Annotated in this window: 17 protein-coding genes and 1 pseudogene; 12 read left to right on the top strand and 6 right to left on the bottom strand. The window is 60.1% G+C overall.

Features of this window, described 5'->3' with window-relative positions; translation table 11 throughout:
• Nucleotides 1–68: pseudogene (locus tag ACJ8QI_RS21380) on the top strand (transketolase-like TK C-terminal-containing protein); the annotation flags it as partial.
• A 50-nt stretch (nt 69–118) separates the two neighbouring features.
• Here ACJ8QI_RS21380 and nudK read toward each other — a convergent pair.
• Nucleotides 119–694: a GDP-mannose pyrophosphatase NudK gene (gene nudK, locus ACJ8QI_RS21385; protein WP_025303814.1), complete on the bottom strand. Its 576-nt coding sequence runs from the start codon at nt 692–694 to the stop codon at nt 119–121.
• 234 nt (nt 695–928) lie between these two features.
• Here nudK and ACJ8QI_RS21390 point away from each other — a divergent pair, with 234 nt between their 5' ends.
• From ACJ8QI_RS21390 to ACJ8QI_RS21400, 3 genes are all read left to right on the top strand, one after another.
• A complete protein-coding gene (locus ACJ8QI_RS21390) occupies nt 929–2,575 on the top strand; it encodes a M60 family metallopeptidase (RefSeq protein ID WP_442533054.1) in 1,647 nt (548 codons plus the stop codon).
• 253 nt (nt 2,576–2,828) lie between these two features.
• Nucleotides 2,829–4,505: a nitrate/nitrite two-component system sensor histidine kinase NarQ gene (gene narQ, locus ACJ8QI_RS21395; protein WP_100396721.1), complete on the top strand. Its 1,677-nt coding sequence runs from the start codon at nt 2,829–2,831 to the stop codon at nt 4,503–4,505.
• Between the two features lie 161 nt (nt 4,506–4,666).
• Nucleotides 4,667–5,299: a response regulator gene (locus tag ACJ8QI_RS21400; protein ID WP_049197963.1), complete on the top strand. Its 633-nt coding sequence runs from the start codon at nt 4,667–4,669 to the stop codon at nt 5,297–5,299.
• Nucleotides 5,300–5,331: 32 nt separating this feature from the next.
• On the opposite strand, the gene ACJ8QI_RS21405 is transcribed toward ACJ8QI_RS21400, so the two are convergent.
• Nucleotides 5,332–5,610 carry a winged helix-turn-helix domain-containing protein gene (locus ACJ8QI_RS21405; protein ID WP_004941750.1) on the bottom strand — a complete coding sequence of 93 codons (279 nt, stop codon included), beginning with the start codon at nt 5,608–5,610 and terminating at the stop codon, nt 5,332–5,334.
• Between the two features lie 293 nt (nt 5,611–5,903).
• On the opposite strand from ACJ8QI_RS21405, the gene acrD reads away from it, so the two are divergent.
• Entirely contained in the window at nt 5,904–9,041 is a 3,138-nt protein-coding gene (acrD, locus tag ACJ8QI_RS21410) for a multidrug efflux RND transporter permease AcrD (RefSeq protein WP_442533055.1), read from the top strand.
• Nucleotides 9,042–9,168: 127 nt separating this feature from the next.
• On the opposite strand, the gene ypfM is transcribed toward acrD, so the two are convergent.
• Nucleotides 9,169–9,228, bottom strand: coding sequence for a protein YpfM (gene ypfM / locus ACJ8QI_RS21415; protein WP_100396732.1), 60 nt, complete (start codon nt 9,226–9,228; stop codon nt 9,169–9,171).
• A 216-nt stretch (nt 9,229–9,444) separates the two neighbouring features.
• On the opposite strand from ypfM, the gene ACJ8QI_RS21420 reads away from it, so the two are divergent.
• Together ACJ8QI_RS21420 and ACJ8QI_RS21425 are read left to right on the top strand one after the other, a co-directional pair.
• Nucleotides 9,445–9,924, top strand: coding sequence for a tetratricopeptide repeat protein (locus ACJ8QI_RS21420; protein ID WP_084827296.1), 480 nt, complete (start codon nt 9,445–9,447; stop codon nt 9,922–9,924).
• 9 nt (nt 9,925–9,933) lie between these two features.
• Complete coding sequence (locus ACJ8QI_RS21425) at nt 9,934–10,365, top strand: GNAT family N-acetyltransferase (RefSeq protein ID WP_060441177.1); 432 nt, start codon at nt 9,934–9,936, stop codon at nt 10,363–10,365.
• Nucleotides 10,366–10,372: 7 nt separating this feature from the next.
• Here ACJ8QI_RS21425 and ACJ8QI_RS21430 read toward each other — a convergent pair whose 3' ends face one another.
• Entirely contained in the window at nt 10,373–10,798 is a 426-nt protein-coding gene (locus ACJ8QI_RS21430) for a GNAT family N-acetyltransferase (RefSeq protein ID WP_060424809.1), read from the bottom strand.
• 529 nt (nt 10,799–11,327) lie between these two features.
• On the opposite strand from ACJ8QI_RS21430, the gene ACJ8QI_RS21435 reads away from it, so the two are divergent.
• The 5 genes from ACJ8QI_RS21435 to ACJ8QI_RS21455 all read left to right on the top strand — a co-directional run bounded on the left by ACJ8QI_RS21435 (nt 11,328) and on the right by ACJ8QI_RS21455 (nt 14,504).
• The gene (locus ACJ8QI_RS21435) at nt 11,328–11,879 is read left to right on the top strand and encodes a helix-turn-helix transcriptional regulator (protein WP_060424811.1); all 552 of its coding nucleotides are present in this window, start codon (nt 11,328–11,330) and stop codon (nt 11,877–11,879) included.
• Between the two features lie 255 nt (nt 11,880–12,134).
• Nucleotides 12,135–12,521, top strand: a complete 387-nt coding sequence (locus ACJ8QI_RS21440) for an ArsC family reductase (RefSeq protein ID WP_060424813.1) — start codon at nt 12,135–12,137, stop codon at nt 12,519–12,521.
• Complete coding sequence (gene dapE / locus ACJ8QI_RS21445; protein WP_047730121.1) at nt 12,518–13,645, top strand: succinyl-diaminopimelate desuccinylase; 1,128 nt, start codon at nt 12,518–12,520, stop codon at nt 13,643–13,645. The genes ACJ8QI_RS21440 and dapE overlap by 4 nt, the downstream gene beginning before the upstream one ends.
• Nucleotides 13,642–14,316 (top strand): M15 family metallopeptidase, encoded by a 675-nt coding sequence (locus ACJ8QI_RS21450; protein ID WP_060424817.1) that lies wholly within the window; start codon nt 13,642–13,644, stop codon nt 14,314–14,316. The genes dapE and ACJ8QI_RS21450 overlap by 4 nt, the downstream gene beginning before the upstream one ends.
• Before the next feature lie 2 nt (nt 14,317–14,318).
• On the top strand, nt 14,319–14,504 hold the full coding sequence (locus ACJ8QI_RS21455) for a YpfN family protein (protein WP_004941720.1): 186 nt from the start codon (nt 14,319–14,321) through the stop codon (nt 14,502–14,504).
• 30 nt (nt 14,505–14,534) lie between these two features.
• Here ACJ8QI_RS21455 and ypfH read toward each other — a convergent pair whose 3' ends face one another.
• Together ypfH and ACJ8QI_RS21465 are read right to left on the bottom strand one after the other, a co-directional pair.
• Nucleotides 14,535–15,224 carry an esterase gene (gene ypfH, locus ACJ8QI_RS21460; protein WP_442533057.1) on the bottom strand — a complete coding sequence of 230 codons (690 nt, stop codon included), beginning with the start codon at nt 15,222–15,224 and terminating at the stop codon, nt 14,535–14,537.
• A gap of 120 nt (nt 15,225–15,344) precedes the next feature.
• Nucleotides 15,345–17,357 (bottom strand): tRNA(Met) cytidine acetyltransferase TmcA, encoded by a 2,013-nt coding sequence (locus tag ACJ8QI_RS21465; protein ID WP_442533059.1) that lies wholly within the window; start codon nt 17,355–17,357, stop codon nt 15,345–15,347.
• Between the last annotated feature and the right edge of the window lie 27 nt (nt 17,358–17,384).

The raw sequence follows: 17,384 nt of genomic DNA on the forward strand, positions 1-17,384 counted from the left end.
AGCTGTTCGCCGAGTTCGGCTTCACCGTGGACAACGTGGTGGCCAAGGCGCAGGCGCTGCTGAAGTAAGCGGCCTGGCGCAAGCCGATAAAAAAGCCGGTCATCGTGACCGGCTTTTTTTATGCCATCACCCGATGAATCTGCAAATATTGCAGCAGCATGATGGTCTTGCCGTCTTTAATGCGGCCGTCGGCGATCATCGCCACCGCTTCGCTGAACGGCAGTTCGATCACTTCGATATCTTCATCTTCAATGCCGCCGCCGGCCGCGCGCCGCTCATCGTCATGGTATTCGGCGATAAAGAAGTGCACGATCTCGGTCACGCCGCCCGGCGACATGTAGGCTTCGAAGATTTTCTTGACCTCGCTCACCTGGAAGCCGGTTTCCTCCACCGCTTCGCGGCGCGCGCACTGCTCCGGCGAATCGGCGTCCAGCAGGCCGGCGCAGGCCTCGAGCAACATGCCGCTTTCGTTGCCGTTGACATAGGTCGGCATGCGGAACTGGTTGGTCAGCACCACCGTGCCCTTGGCGCGGTTGTACAGCAAAATGGTGGCGCCGTTGCCGCGATCGTAGACCTCACGCACCTGTTGCACCGAACCGCCGTTTTTGCGTTTCAGATCGAACGTGTACTTGTGCAGCACATACCAGTTGTCCGACAGCAGCTCTTTCTTCACATTCTCAATTTTCGACGACATGCCCTTTTCCCTTGAGTAGCAACCTGAAGATCATACCGCGATTGCGCCGCGCCGCGGCAGACGATTTGCAACAAAACATCATCGCTCCCAACGGTACCCCAACCTGAAATCATCTTAAAGTAAGTACATCTAAGTAGCGGAAAACCTGAAAAAAAACCATAAGGAAGAGCGCCAATATCATCCTAATAACACGCGCCTACTTTATTTTTCAACGCCTCTTTAGGGAAAACCAACGTGAAACTGACTCATCGCTGCTTGTTACCGTTAAGCCTTTTATTGATGGCCAGCGCCGGCGCCCACGCGGCGGACTGCACCAACGTGCCGGAATGGACGGCTAAAACCTACGCCATCAAAGGCACACAGGTCATCAAGGACAATGCGCTGTTCGCCAATAAATGGTGGGCAGAAAAACACCATATCCCCGGCGTAGCCGGTTGGGTCGGCGAACCCTGGCAAAACCTCGGCCAGTGTACCGCCCAGGAAGCCCCCTGGTGGCAAGCCTACGCCGAGCAGGAGGGATTCAACGATGCGCTGCGTTACATCGGCACCAGCCTGGACGCGCTGAATCAAGACGCCGAACAGGCGCTGGCGGACTCGCAAGATGCCCGCACGCCGCTGTATTGGCTCAAGCGCACCATGCAGATGTACCCGTCAGACACGCCAAATGTCTACCGGCTGCCGATCGTTCACGCCGCCAGTTGGTACAACTCCTTGTATGGCAGCATGGCGCGCGGAATTTTCTTCTACACCCGCACGCTGGGGAATCAGGGCGACAGCGTCACGATCAAGACCGGGGCCATTCCGGCAGGCAGCTCATGTTTTGCGGCGACCAGCGCCCGTTTCGATAATGTCGACAGCATCTACTCGGAAAAACGAAAGCTTGATGCCAACAAGGAGACCACTTATACCTTCGCGCAAACCGGCGTACTGGCCTTAGGCTGCAGCCATCCGCAAAAACAGCAAAACGGCGAATTGGTCCGGTTTGAGGTGAGCGGCGGTGGCGACAGCAACCTGCACATTCTCGGTCAAAATACGCAAGGCGACTGGGAGCAACAGAAGGCCGGCGCCAGCATCCTGGGCGGCGTCGTGTTGTATGACGGTAAATCCAATCACTTCGTACCGAAGAAAATCACCGACAAAACTCAGGAGATCATCAATAAATCGCTGGGGGAAAGCCTCAGCATTGCCGCGCTGTATGAAGCGGTGAACGGCATGGATGGTACCCACGAGATGTTCACGGCGTCACAGGGCTCCCTGTTCCTCAACTACAGCAAATGCTGCAGCGCGGAATACCGCGAGGGCGCGGTCAACGTCGGTTTCTTCGCCGACAAGACCACCCGCGCCAATGCCGCTCACTGGGGGCTCTGGCACGAACTGGGGCACGAGAACGAGCCGCAGTGGGAATACAACGTGTTCCCCGAAGTGCAGGTCAACCGCTATTCGGTACTGGCCTGCCGCCTGCTGTCGGAACGTAACGATTTTGACTATGGCCCGACCTGCAAACTGGGGGCAGACAAAGAGTGGGATCGGGATGCGGTGCGTAAGTTCCTCGCTTCGGAAGTGCGCTACGACGAGTTCCCGAAGCAGCAGCACGATCTCGCACTGGGATTCTTTACCCATCTGCTGCACGCTTATGATGAATCCTTCTTCCCGCGCATCAATCAGGAACGGTTGAAGCAGGCCTTCGCGGCACCGGGTAACACCATGCAGGATAAATATAAATACGTCTTCGGCACGCCGCAGAAGGTCATCGACTTCAGCGTGATCGTCTACAGCCGGGAGGCGGGGCAGGATCTGCGCGAGTACTTTACCCGCTGGGGGTTGCGCTTCAGCGATGCTGCGGCGAAACAGGTTGCCGCGATGCATCTGCCGACGCCTTGACCGGCAGTGACAAAAACCGCCGACGAGGAGCCTTGCGCAAGATTTGATCCACGCTAAAGACAAATCGCCGGAGGAAACCAGCCCGCCGCTGAACATCGGCGGGCATTTCGCTATTCATTTGATTATACGACGACAATTGTTCCCGTTTTGTTGACAACTTGATACAAATCGCGGTGCATTTTAGTTGCAAAAGTTATAGTTTTGCTTTCGAATGAAACTGGCGAAGCGCCTCACCTGAGAGAAGGATCCGTGATTGCTTGTTAAACGTTCCGTGACCGGCAGCCTGGCCAGAGCGCTGTTCGGCATCGTGATACTGTCGGTGCTCGCCACCGGGTTGGCGTTGACCACCGTCGCCGGCAGCCAGAGCGACGCCGAAGCGATCAATATCGCCGGTTCGCTGCGCATGCAAAGCTACCGGCTGGCCTTCGATCTCGACCAGCAGAGCCCGGAGCTGGAGCTGCACCTGCAGCAGTACCGGCAATCTTTACAGGCGCCGGCGCTGCAAAAGCTGGCGCGGTTTTACGTACCGGCCGAGGTGCGGAATCACTATCTGGCGCTGCAACGGGCATGGCAAACGATGGAGCGCCAGATCCGCGGCGGGCAGGCGGCCGCCTACCGGGCGGAGGTCGCCGGCTACGTCAACCGCGTCGATCATTTCGTTTCTGCCCTGCAGCGCTATTCCGAGCTGAAACTCACCCTGGTGGCCGCCGTCAGCGTGATCGGTTACGCCGCCATCATTGGCCTGGTGCTGTTCTGCATTCGCTTTATGCGCCGCCAGGTGGTCACGCCGCTGCAGCATCTGGTCGACGCCAGCCAGCGCGTGCAGCAGCGCGACTTCAGCCACCCGCAGCTGGACGTGGCGCTGCCGAACGAGCTCGGCGTGCTGTCGCAAACCTTCAGCGCCATGTCGGACGAGCTGGCCCGGCTCTATCAGTCGCTGGAGCTGAAAGTGCAGGAAAAGACCCGGCGCCTGCAGCAGGCCAACGAAACGCTGGAGGTGCTGTATCGCTGTTCGCAGGCGCTGAGCGTGCGCCAGATCGATCAGCAGGCGTTCGAGAATGTGCTGCGCATCGTGCGCCAAAGCGAACGGCTGCGCTGCATCCGGCTGAACGTGGCGGACGACCACGGCCAGTGGCAACTGAATGAAGGGGAACCGGCGCCGACGCAAGCCTGGAACACGCTGCCGATCACACAGAGCGACAAACCGCTTGGCGAGCTGCGTTGGCAGCCCGAGGCGCACCCGCCGCATCCTCATCTGATGCAGAGCCTGGCCAACATGCTGGGCCGCGGCGTCTACTTCAACCGGGCGCAAAAGCAGCACCAATATTTGCTGCTGATGGAAGAGCGCGCGACCATCGCCCGCGAGCTGCACGATTCGCTGGCGCAGACGCTGTCGTTCCTGCGCATTCAGCTTACGCTGCTCAGGCGCGCCACCGATGCGCCGGCGGCGCAGGTGATTATCGACGATTTCGATCGCACGCTGGCCGATGCCTATCGCCAACTGAGAGAATTACTGGCCACCTTCCGTCTCAATATTCAGGAGGCGGACCTGAACGCCGCGCTGGAGCAGCTGTTGCAGCCATTAAAGGCTCTAACCCCCGCGCGGATTCAGTTACACTGTCGGCTACCTTCGCAGGCGCTCAATGCCCAGCAGCAGGTGCACGCGCTGCAGATCGTGCGCGAGGCGGTGCTCAATGCGGTCAAGCACGCCGGGGCGAATGAAATCACCCTGTGTTGCGAAGTCAACGCCGCAGGCGACAACGTATTCAGCATTATCGACGACGGTTGCGGCATCGCCAGTCTGGAGGAACCGGAAGGGCACTACGGCTTGACCATCATGAGCGAACGCGCGGCGCGATTGGGAGGAACGCTGCACATTCGGCGCAGAAACGGCGGCGGCACGGCGGTCTGCCTGACATTCCCGCCCTGACCTCGCCGCTGTTCACTTTGCGTTACGGCTGCCGCCGGGCAGAAGGCCGCCCGGGGAGGTTTGCGGCGAAGATTGCCGCTATTTTTGAAGAGACAGTCCCACTGTGAAGCACGCCCCAGGGCGCGTTTGAGTGGCTTTACTTGCTACAGGGAGCATATTTCATGGTGATGAAGCAATACCGAGTCATGATCGTTGACGATCATCCGTTGATGCGGCGCGGCATCAAACAACTGCTGGGACTGGATGCGCGATTTGGCGTGGTGGCAGAGGCCGGCAACGGCAGTGAGGCGGTTGCGCTGGCACTGCAGCACACGCCGGACGTGATCTTGTTGGATCTGAACATGAAAGGCATGTCCGGGCTGGACACGCTGCGGGCCCTGCGCGACGAAGGCGTGGATGCGCGCATCATCGTGCTGACGGTTTCCGACGCGCGCAGCGATCTGTATGCGCTGATCGACGCCGGCGCAGACGGCTACCTGCTGAAGGACAGCGAGCCGGAACAGCTGCTGGAACACATCAGCGCCGCCGCCGAAGGGCAGAACGTGATCAGCGACGCCATGGCCGACTATTTGTTGGCGCGCGGCGAGCAACGCGATCCCTTCGCCGCCTTGACCGAACGCGAGCTGGACGTCTTGCAAGAGGTGGCGCGCGGCCTGTCCAACAAGCAGGTGGCGGCGCAGTTGCATATCTCTGAAGAAACCGTGAAGGTGCACATCCGCAACATACTGCGCAAGCTGGACGTGCGTTCTCGCGTGGCGGCGACGGTGATGTACCTGGAGCACAAAAGTCAATGATCGCCCCGCCCCGGCCAATGCGCCGGGGCAGCTTACTCGATGGCGCTGAGCAGCGCCTGATGATGCTGGTGCACCCAGCTCTTGTTGAACGGCCCCCAGCTTTCCAACTGATAAAAACCGTCGTTGTTGCGCACGCCCTGCTGCACGAACTGCAGCTCGACGCCCATGCCGGGCAGCGCCTTCAGCACATCCTGCAACGTGCGGCGCGGCCAGCCGGTCAGCGCCATCAACCGCGGCACATTGGGCCGCTCACTGTGGCTGATCAGCCAGCACAAATAAAGCCGACGGGCAAATACCGGGTTAATTCCCATGCCAAGCTCCTGCTGTAAGGTAAGTCCAGTTTTTACTTTCCGGTTCCCTGCGGCGAAGAGATGCGCAAGGCCTTTGATAGTAATAAAAATGTCTTAATAGCGTACAATTACCGACGCCAGTACACCCACGCCGTTTTCCGCTACCGTTATTTACACTATCTCCTTTTTTTCTCCACGCTTTCCTCGGCTATCCCGAGTAAAGTGCAATAGCGCCGGAATCCTTCCCTGCCGCTGAAATGCATAATTCTGATGCGTTTTAAAGATAGAACAAGTCATAACGAGGTTCGCGCTGCATGGCCAATTTTTTTATTGATCGCCCGATTTTTGCCTGGGTGCTGGCAATTATTCTTTGCCTGACCGGGGCGTTGGCGATTTCTTCCCTACCGGTAGAACAATACCCGAATTTGGCGCCGCCGAACGTGCGCATCAGCGCAACTTACCCAGGTGCTTCGGCGCAAACGCTGGAAAACACCGTTACCCAAATCATTGAGCAGAATATGACCGGCCTCGACAACATGATGTATATGTCGTCGCAGAGCACCAATACCGGCCAGGCCACCGTCACGCTGACGTTCGAAGCCGGCACCGATCCCAACGAGGCGATGCAGCAGGTGCAAAACCAGCTGCAGGCGGCGATCAAACGTCTGCCGCAGGCGGTGCAGAATCAGGGGGTCACGGTGTCGAAATCCGGCGACACCACGCTGATGATGGTGGCGTTCGTCTCCACCGACAACAGCATGGACAAGCAGGACATTGCCGATTACATCGTCTCCAACCTGCAGGATCCGCTCAGCCGCATCAACGGCGTCGGCAGCATGGACGTGTACGGCTCGCAATACGCCATGCGCATCTGGCTCGATCCCAACAAGCTCAACAGCTACCAGCTCACGACCCAGGACGTGGTCAAGGCCATTCAGTCGCAGAACGCCCAGGTGGCGGTCGGCCAGCTGGGCGGCACCCCGTCGGTCGACAAGCAGGCGCTGAACGCCACCATCAACGCCCAGTCGCAGCTCCAGACGCCGGAACAGTTCCGCCAGATCACGCTGCGGGTCAATCAGGACGGCTCGCTGGTGACGCTGGGCAACGTCGCCACCGTCGAACTGGGCGGCGAGAACTACAACTACCTCAGCCGCTACAACGGCATGCAGGCCGCAGGCATGAACATCAAGCTGGCCTCCGGCGCCAACGAACTGCAGACCGACCAGCTGGTGAAGGACAAGATCGCCGAGCTGTCGCAGTACTTCCCGCATGGGCTGGAGGCCAAGGTGGCCTATGAAACCACCCCGTTCGTCAAAGCCTCGATCAAGGACGTGGTGAAAACGCTGCTGGAAGCCATCCTGCTGGTGTTCCTGGTGATGTACCTGTTCCTGCAGAACTTCCGCGCCACGCTGATCCCCACCATCGCCGTGCCGGTCGTGCTGATGGGCACCTTCGCCATCCTTTCCGCCTGCGGTTTCAGTATCAATACCCTCACCATGTTCGCCATGGTGCTGGCGATCGGCCTGCTGGTGGACGACGCCATCGTGGTGGTGGAAAACGTCGAACGCGTGATGAGCGAGGAAGGCCTGCCGCCGCGTGAGGCCACGCGCAAATCCATGGGGCAAATCCAGAGCGCGCTGGTCGGCATCGCGCTGGTGCTGTCGGCGGTATTTGTGCCGATGGCGTTCTTCGGTGGCACCACCGGCGCCATCTATCGCCAGTTCTCCATTACCATCGTCTCCGCCATGGTGCTGTCGGTGCTGGTGGCGATGATCCTGACCCCGGCCCTGTGCGCCACGCTGCTCAAACCGATCGCCAAGGGGCACCATCACGGCAAGCGCGGCTTCTTCGGCTGGTTCAACCGCATGTTCAACCGCAACGCCGAACGCTATGAGCGCGGCGTGGGGCGGATCCTGCACGCCAGCGGCCGCTACATGGTGATTTATCTGCTGTTGCTCGGCGGCATGGCGCTGCTGTTCATCAAGCTGCCGACCTCGTTCCTGCCGCAGGAAGACCGCGGTATCTTCACCGTACAGGTGCAACTGCCGGCGGGCTCCACCCTGCAGCAAACCTCTAAGGTGGTGGAAAAGGTCGAGCAGTACTTCCTGACCGAAGAGAAACAGGATGTGGTGTCGGTGTTCGCCATCATCGGCTCCGGCCCGGGCGGCAACGGCCAGAACGTGGCGCGCCTGTTCGTGCGATTGAAAGACTGGGATCTGCGCACCTCGGGCGCCAACAGTTCGTTCGACATCATCGATCGCGCCACGCTGGCATTCAACAAGATTAACGAAGCGCGGGTGATCGCCAGCAGCCCGCCTGCGATCACCGGCCTCGGCAACTCCTCCGGCTTCGATATGGAGTTGGAAGACCACGCCGGGCTCGGCCACGCCAAGCTGATGGCGGCGCGCGATCAACTGCTGCAGCTGGCCGGGCAAAACCCGCGGCTGTCGCGCGTGCGCCACAACGGCCTGGACGACAGCCCGCAGCTGCAAATCGATATCGATCAGCGCAAGGCCCAGGCGCTGGGCGTGTCTATCGACGACATCAACAACACCCTCTCCACCGCCTGGGGCTCGACCTACGTCAACGACTTCGTCGACCGCGGCCGGGTGAAAAAAGTCTACGTGCAGGCCGCGGCGCCGTTCCGCATGCTGCCGGATGACATCAACAAATGGTATGTACGCAACAGCGCAGGCGGCATGGTGCCGTTCTCGGCCTTCGCCACCTCACACTGGGAGTACGGCTCGCCGCGGCTGGAGCGCTATAACGGCAGCTCGGCGCTGGAGATCGTCGGCGAGGCGGCCAACGGTGTCAGCACCGGCACCGCCATGGCGGAAATGGAGAAACTGGTCAGCCAACTGCCGACCGGCTTTGGCCTGGAATGGACCGCAATGTCCTATCAGGAACGGCTGTCCGGCTCACAGGCGCCGGCGCTGTACGCCATCTCGCTGCTGGTGGTGTTCCTGTGCCTGGCGGCGCTGTATGAGAGCTGGTCGATCCCGTTCTCGGTGATGCTGGTGGTGCCGCTGGGGGTGATCGGCGCGGTCGCCGCCACCTGGCTGCGCGGCCTGGAGAACGACGTTTATTTCCAGGTTGGCCTGCTGACCATCATTGGGCTGTCGGCGAAAAACGCCATTCTGATCGTCGAGTTCGCCAATGAGCTGAACCATAAAGGGCAGGATCTGATGTCCGCCACGCTCGATGCGTCACGCATGCGTCTGCGGCCGATCCTGATGACCTCGCTGGCGTTTATCTTCGGCGTGCTGCCGATGGCCACCAGCAGCGGCGCCGGTTCCGGCAGCCAGCATGCGGTCGGCACCGGGGTCATGGGCGGCATGATCTCCGCCACCCTGCTGGCCATTTTCTTCGTGCCGCTGTTCTTCGTACTGGTGCGCCGCCGTTTCCCGGGTAAAGCGCATCCGGCAGGCAATACGACGGCCGCCGGGGACTGACCCGCGGGATATAAAAAAAGCAGCGTCGGGTGAACCGATGCTGCTTTATTTCGAACGATAATCTCGTTCCCAAGGTGTTTCAGTGACGCTCCAATGACCCAACCTTGCCATCTGCTTCAACGCTGTGTCAGTTGCCCAACATCTCATCAATGAAGTCTTTCCAGTTTCCTAATTCACGATCAACCATAATACTTTACAACCTCAATTATTTGACGAAGCGGATTCTACGCCTGTTTTTTGACCATGTGAAGGGAAACGGGAACGATGCCGGGCCCGGAAACCGGGGTTAGCGCACATTTTCGTATTTATCTGATCAATACTCAGTGCAGCTATTCCCTTGTGATATCAATTTCTCCACGATAGCGTGTAAAAGGTATAAAAATACGCCAATGGAGCGCCGATCATGTCCACCTCTTTGTCTCTTTCACAGCTGAAAACGCAGGGCCGCTATCAGGAAGCCACTGCACTGGCGCTACGGCAGCTGGCAGCAGAACCGGAAGCGGCGATGCTGCACTTTCAGCTGGCCTGCCTGTATGACGTACAGGGTCTGGAGCAACAGGCCATTCCCTGCTACCTCGCGGCGCTGGCCCGCGATTTGCCGCCCGCCCAGCGCCGCGAGGCCTGGCTGGGCCTCGGCAGCACCTACCGCGCCCTGGGAGAATACCCGGCTTCGCTACGGGCTTTCGACGATGGCCTGACCGAGTTCCCGCAGGCCAACGAGCTGATGCTGTTTCGCGCTATGGCGCTGTACAACCTGGGCGAAAATAAACGGGCCGTGGCCGATCTGTTGTTGCTGTTGGCGGACACCTCGTCAGACCCCGACATCCGCGGCTATCAGCGCGCCATTCGGCACTATGCCGCCGATCTCAATGTTATTGGTTAGAGGAAAACGATGGAAATTGTCACCGATCTGAACCGCCGCGCCATCGACTGGCAGCGGCTGTGCGAATTGCTGGAGGCAGCCGGACTGGGCAAGCGCGATCCACACACCCTGCGGCGCGTTTACCAACACAGCCAGTTTTGCTATTGGGGGTTTATCGGCGACGAGCTGATCGCCACCGCGCACGCCATCAGCGATCTGACCTCGGTCGCTTACCTGGCCGACGTGGCGATCGATCCGCGCTTTCAGGGACAGGGATTGGGGCGCCGGTTGATGGATCGGGTGATGCAAGACCTGGCGCCGCTCGGCAAGATTTTCATCTATTCCGTCCCGGAAAAGCTGGCCTTTTATAAAAAGTACGGCTTTCACGATTTGACCACCGGCATGGTGTATGCGGACGGCGCCTCCCTGCAGCGCCTGCAACAGGGAGGCTACGTGCGTTAAACGCGCTTCACAGGGTTTTGCTCATAAAGATACGGCTAGTCCCCGGCGGCAAGCAAGGCACTTCGCCCATACGTTGCCAGCCATGCCGTTGATAAAAGTCCGGCGCCTGAAAGCTGATGGTGTACAACACGGCGGAAAGGCAACCGCGCCGGCGACCTTCCTGTTCGAAGCGGCGCAACAGTTCGCTGCCCAGCCCCGCGCCGCGCAGCGCTTCCGGCAGATAAAAGAGATCGAGAAACAGCAGCCCTAACGATGAACGCCCGGTAATTCCCCCCAGAACCTCCCCACTGTCGGGATCTTTTACCACCACCGCCAGCGGCAGACGATCGCCGTAGCCGATCTGTTGATCATTAAAACGGTCCAACCCCTCCGCAATACAAGACGTTATTTCCGGCGTTACCCGATCGGAAATTTCGATATGACATTCTTTCACGCCAGCTCTCCGTATCAACCGCCCACATTACGCGCTGTTCGTCGCTCAAAACATCGCATTTTCTTTGTTTAGATTTATCTTTATCTCAATTTTAAACCGAATTTCCGCATAAACTCATAGACTGTCTTTCCACCGTTCAAAATAAAACCGCCATCGCGGCAAGAAAACAAGAAATATCTTAGTTATTAACCCATTAACGAAATCAGCCACGCTACAGGTATCGATAAAAACGATCGAATTTACTTTTGTGATAGGTGACATCTATGTTAATTCCTTTTAATAACCTGAGTATTAATAGAGGATTTCTATTCTATTAAACCGTCTCCGGCCAAAGGGCCGGCTAAAAAGCAGATTTACTCTTTATAAATCATGTTAGTATATGAGACTTTCCTTATTTGCCGCCGCCGAGAGAGAGTTTCCGCCTACGCGACAAGATAAGTTCAATGTGAAATTATTTAGATTGTTTCTTTTTTTATGTTTTAAGATATCGATCCTCACCGGGAAATAGAAAGTAAAGGACTATAATAAAATGGAAATTGATATTTTCAGCGATTGTGCCTATACCAGCGTCGGCATCCGACAACTCATTAAGCAAACCTGGGCGGAAAAACGCGCACCGGCCGGCTTTAGCCGCAAAAGAGTCTGCTTCATCGATGTCACCATCGCCAATTTTGAAGCGCGTTACCGCGATGAATATGCCAACCCCAACACCTACAAAATAGTCATTATCACTGACTGCCCGCATGAAATGGTGATTGTCGACAGAAAGACCATTATATTATCAAACCTTATATCATTGAGCCGTTTTAGCCACCTGATCGGCGACTTATATAAACGTTACAGCCACTATACCGAGCCGCCGCAACTGTCCCAGCGTGAGTCACTTTTCCTCTCGGAATGGTCGACGGGAAAATCGCTGGCCGATATCAGCAGTGCCATGAATATCAGAAATAAAACCGCCAATCATTACAAGTCACGAATAATGAAAAAACTCGGCGCCAGCCGGATAAAACCGCTATTGCACATTACCCGCGTGCGCTGTTTAACCGATCGTTTAAACATAAGAATAAATAAAGAGTAACGCCCTCTTCTTCAGATTCGCATTTGCGGCTGAACGCCTTCGCCGGCATCTCTTCGAGAGCACCGCCGGCGAAGGCCGCCGCTCCGCCACGTTGCCTCTCCCTCTCCCAGGCACCCAATCGCACCTCGCCCGCATCGTTGTCTGGATCTCGCCGCCGCTTTACTGGCATTATCTCTGCTATCGCCGGGCGGCGAGAGGGCCAAAGATCGCGCCCGCCGCTCAGTATCGACTCGACGAGACAGGTAGCTTTACGCCATGGCAAACAAACCGCAACAGACAACGCTGACGATGTACGGCATCAAAAACTGCGACACCATCAAAAAAGCCCGCCGCTGGCTGGAAGATCAGGGCGTGGCCTATCATTTTCACGACTACCGCGCCGACGGCCTGACCGAACAGCAGCTGCGCGGTTTCATCGCGCAACTGGGTTGGGAGCCGCTGCTCAATACTCGCGGCACCACCTGGCGCAAGCTGGATGAAGCGCAACGCAACGCCTGCGATAACGCCGACGCCGCCATCGCCCTGATGCTGGCGCAGCCGGCGATCATCAAACGCCCGCTGCTGAACGACGGCAACGGCCACGCCCTGCTCGGTTTCAACGCCGACGCTTACCAGCAATTTATCGCCGAGGTCGCCGTATGACTTGCCCGGTTATCGAACTGGCCCAACAGCTGATTAAACGCCCTTCCCTCAGCCCAAATGACGAAGGCTGCCAGCAGCTGATGATCGATCGCCTGCAGGCGATCGGTTTCACCGTCGAGGCGATGGACTTCGAAGACACCCAAAACTTCTGGGCCTGGCGCGGCGAAGGGCAAACCCTGGCGTTTGCCGGGCATACCGACGTGGTGCCGACCGGCGATGAAAAGCGTTGGGATAACCCGCCGTTTGAACCGGCGATCCGCGACGGCATGCTGTATGGCCGAGGTGCGGCAGACATGAAAGGCTCGTTGGCCGCGATGGTGGTGGCCGCAGAGCGCTTTGTCGCCGCCAACCCGAATCACCAGGGCCGCCTGGCTTTTCTGATCACCTCCGACGAAGAGGCCAGCGCCACCCACGGCACGGTTAAAGTGGTCGAAACGCTGATGGCGCGCAATGAGCGCCTGGATTACTGCCTGGTCGGCGAGCCGTCCAGCACCGAGCGCGTCGGCGACGTGGTGAAAAACGGCCGACGCGGCTCCATCACCGCCAATCTGCACATTCACGGCGTGCAGGGGCACGTCGCCTATCCGCACCTGGCGGACAACCCGGTGCACCGTGCCATGCCGGCGCTGAATGAACTGGTGGCGATCGAATGGGATCGCGGCAACGAGTTCTTCCCGCCGACCAGCATGCAGATCGCCAACGTGCAGGCCGGTACCGGCAGCAACAACGTGATCCCAGGCGATCTTTACGTGCAGTTCAACTTCCGTTTCAGCACCGAACTCACCGATGCGATGATCAAGCAGCGCGTGGAAGAGCTGCTGGAACGCCACCAGTTGAATTACAGCATCGAGTGGCGGCTGTCCGGCCAACCGTTCCTCACCTCGCGCGGCGCGCTGGTGGATGCGGTGGTCAACGCCGTCGAGCACTATTCTGAACTGACGCCGCAGCTGCTGACCACCGGCGGCACCTCCGACGGCCGCTTCATCGCGCAGATGGGCGCGCAGGTGGTGGAACTGGGGCCGGTCAACGCCACCATCCACAAGGTCAACGAATGTGTCAACGCCGCGGATCTGCAGCTGCTGAGCCGCATGTATCAACGCATCATGGAGCAATTGGTCGCATGATCAACGCAGAGATGCTCACCGGCCGCTCAACCGAACACCTGGCGCCGCTGAGCGGGAACCACCGGCTACAGCCGCAGGCGGTCAACGCCTTTCTGGCGATGCAGCAGGCGGCGCGTGAGGCGGGATTCGATCTCCAGCCCGCCAGCACCTTCCGCGATTTCGACCGGCAGTTGGCTATCTGGAATGGCAAATTCTGCGGCCAGCGGCCAGTATTAGATAAGGACAGCCGCCCGATAGACGTTGCGCCGCTGTCCGCCGCCGAGCGCTGTGAGGCGATCCTGCGCTGGTCGGCCCTGCCGGGCGCCAGCCGCCATCACTGGGGCAGCGATCTCGACGTGTATGACCCGTCGCTGCTGCCGGAAGGGCAAAAGCTGCAGCTGGAGCCGTGGGAATATGAAGAAGGCGGTTACTTTGCGCCGCTCAACCAGTGGCTGACGGCGCATATGGCCGAGTTCGGTTTCTATCGCCCCTTTACCGAAGACAGCGGCGGCGTGGCGGTAGAGCCGTGGCATCTGAGCTACCGGCCGCTGGCGCAAGAAGCCGAGCATTTACTGACCCCGGCGCTGTTGCTGGCGGCCTGGCAAGATAGGGAGGTCGCCGGTGCCGAATGGCTCGAACGCCATCTGCCATCGATTTTTTCGCGTTTTATACGCAGTGAAGGAAAGGAGTAGCTATGCAATGGTTAGCTGATTACTGGTGGATTATCCTGCTGGTTCTGGTGGGAATGGTCGTCAGCGGCATTAAGGAACTGCGCCGCGTCGACGTGAAAAGCTATCTGGCCAACAAGCCGGAGATACCGCCGCACCGCGACAACAACGCCCAGTGGGATGACGAAGACGACTGGCCGAAAAAGAAATGACATCAGGGCGCTCATCGGCGCCCTGAATTTTTAGCGAAAGGCGATCAGCTCGCCGCGCTTGCCGGACAATGCCTCGTCCCAGTAGCGCTGCGGCACATAATAATGCAGCCTTTCCAGCGCGGCGTTCATCATGCCCTGGTTGATTGCGTGCCCGACGTTTTCCTCCACGTCCAGCGTAAAATCGGCGCCGCCGGCCCGTAGCGCTTCTGCCGCCGCGTGAGCGTGTTGCACCGCGATCATCGCGTCATCTTCACCGTGGATCAAATGCACCACGCTGTCGCCGAAAGCCTGCTCAGGCAGCTGGGCAAAACGCCCGCTGAACGCGACCACGCGCCCGGCCAGCCGGGTTTCCGCTTTTAGCGCCTCAAGCGCCATGATCGCCCCCTGCGAGAACCCCACCAGCGCCGTGCCGGCATAGCCTACGCCGCTCAGCTGCTGCCAATGGCGCACCACCGCCACAAACTGCGGCATTACTTCTGCGATGCGGGCCGCGCGGTTCTCTTCGGTCACGTCCTGCACCGAAAACCACTGGCGCCCGGCGCCGTTGCCGAACGCTTCGGGACCTCCGATGCTCACCACCTGTGCCTGAGGAAAGTCTTTAGCGAAGTAGCTGCCGATCTCCCCCATCGCCACCGGGTTGTCGCCGACACCGTGAAACAGCAAGATCAGCTGCGCCGCCGGGGTCGCCGGGCTTTGGACAACGAAATGCTCATGTTTCATCGATGACTCCTTAATAGTAACCCAACCTGGTGCGGCGACAGTCGCCGCCTCACCGCTGACAGTGACTATACGCCGTTGAGAAATCGGGAAAATCGGGTTTTATTGAGCGAGTTATTCAATTTATTGCAACGACTGCGTCCAGTCGCGCCAGTAGCGGCAGTGCTGCGCATTCAGCTGTTCCAGCGCCTGCGCCGCTTCGTGCCGCCAGTGGCGCAGCAAGGCTTTCTGCCCGCTGACGCCCGCCAGCTCCGCGCAGGCCGCCGGGGATTGCCGCCGTTGCAGATGGCCGCGCAGCGCGGGCAGCGGCAGATTGCTGGCCAACAGCAAACGCTGCAATGCCCCCAGGCTGGCCTCCAGCGGCCGATGGGCGAAAGCGAACCCGGCCAGCGCGCGCCAATCCTCTTCGCCCAGCGGCGTGTCGCCGTCGTCGCCCGGGATCGCCAGCGCGAGTTCAATGCGCTGCCGCAGCCAGGGCCAGTCGCGCGCCAGATGCTTGTGCGCCGCGTGCCGCAGCGCCTCTCCTTGCTCGCTCAGGGGCAAGATAGCCATCGCGGTATAGCAGCTGCTGCTGGCCTCCGGCTTGCTGCCGATGCGCACCAGCTCGAAACCGCAGGATTGCCAAAAGCGCCACAGCGGCTCGGTATAGCCGAAGCTGACCGACAGAAAATCCAGCCCCTGCGCCTGACGGCGTTGCCGCTCGACCAGCTGACGCGCGATACCCTGCCGCCGCAACGCCGGCAGCGCCGCGATGCGGGTAATGCGCCGTGACCGCAGCGTCGGCGCCCACCACTGGCCGCCATGCGCCGCCAGCGACTGCGCCACCAGGTTGCCGCGCGGCCGGCGGCGGCCGGCCCACACATCGTGCGCCAACTCGGCGCTCAAGCCGCCTTCGTCCACCAGCCACACGGCGCCGACCACCTCCTGCCCGGCCTGCGCCAGCCCGAAGTGCATGCCGGGCGCATCCATCAGCCTGCGCAAATCCAGCGGCGAAGTGCGGTAATGCGCGCTGCTCAGCAGAGCATAGAAACGCGCCAGCCGCTGCGGATCGGCGCACAGTTCGCGCTGCTCCGCCTGGCTGTAATCGATCGTCTGGCCATCCGCCGGCCAGGCGGGCAGCTCGTTGAACAACAGCGCATTGTCCGTTATCCGTTCCAGCGCATCCCCCTGCGCCCAGCGCATCGGCTGTTGCAGGCTCAACGCCTGATAGGAAGGCAGCCCGGCGCAAAACTTCAGCAGAAAACCACGGCCGGTGCCCTCATAGCCCTGCACCGTGGTGGTCAGCAGCACGCGCGGGAAATAACCGATCAGCTGCTGCAACAACGGCGCGGGGATCGCCGCCGCTTCATCCACCAGCAGCCACCCCACGGCGCTGACGTCCCCCTCCCGGCACTGCGCCAACAGGGCATCGGGCGCCCAAAACTGCGCGCGCCCCTGCGCCCATTCCCCGGCCACCTCAGTGGCGGCGCGGCTCGGCCCGGTTATCCAACAGGTCAGCGGCGACTGCGCCACCAGCATGCCGGCCAGTGTCGATTTGCCGCGGCCGCGGGCGGCGGTCAACACCCACACGCCGGATTCGGCCTGCAGCAGCGTCGTCAAGATCGCCTGTTGTTCCTCGGTCGGCCGGCCGTCCGGCGGCTGCCATCCTTCACGCGCCGGCAGCGCGGCCAACGTCAGGGGCTCATCCTGCCGCCAGATCGTCACTTCGCGGTCGTCGGCCAGATGCTGCTGCAGGTGGTGGATGAAATGCGGGGTGGTAATTGGCTGCGGGCAATCGCTCCAGCGCAGGCTGTCGCCGTCCGGCTGCTGCGGCCATTGCCGCCAGGGCGGCGTCAGCAACAGCAGCCAGCTGCCGGCACGCAGTGCGCCGCACAGCGCCGCCAACGCCTCCACGTCCAGCGACTGACCGGCGTCGAACACTGCGTGCAGCCGTTCCTGCCCCAGCAGTTGGCGCACTGCGCCGCTCGCCAACGCCGACAGGCCGGGCGGCGGGTTTTCCCCCACCCACGACCAGTCGCCCGGCAGCGTCGCCGCCAGCCGCTGCGCCTGTTCGCGACACCAGTCGGTCTCACCGCTGAGCACCAGCAGGCGCCGGATGCCCTGTCGCCGCATGAGTTGTTGCGCTGCCTGTAACATAAGGCTGTATCTCAATCCGAAAAAAAT

Source organism: Serratia sp. CY84636 (assembly GCF_052166245.1).
In the GTDB taxonomy this organism is placed as follows: Bacteria; Pseudomonadota; Gammaproteobacteria; order Enterobacterales; family Enterobacteriaceae; genus Serratia; species Serratia nevei.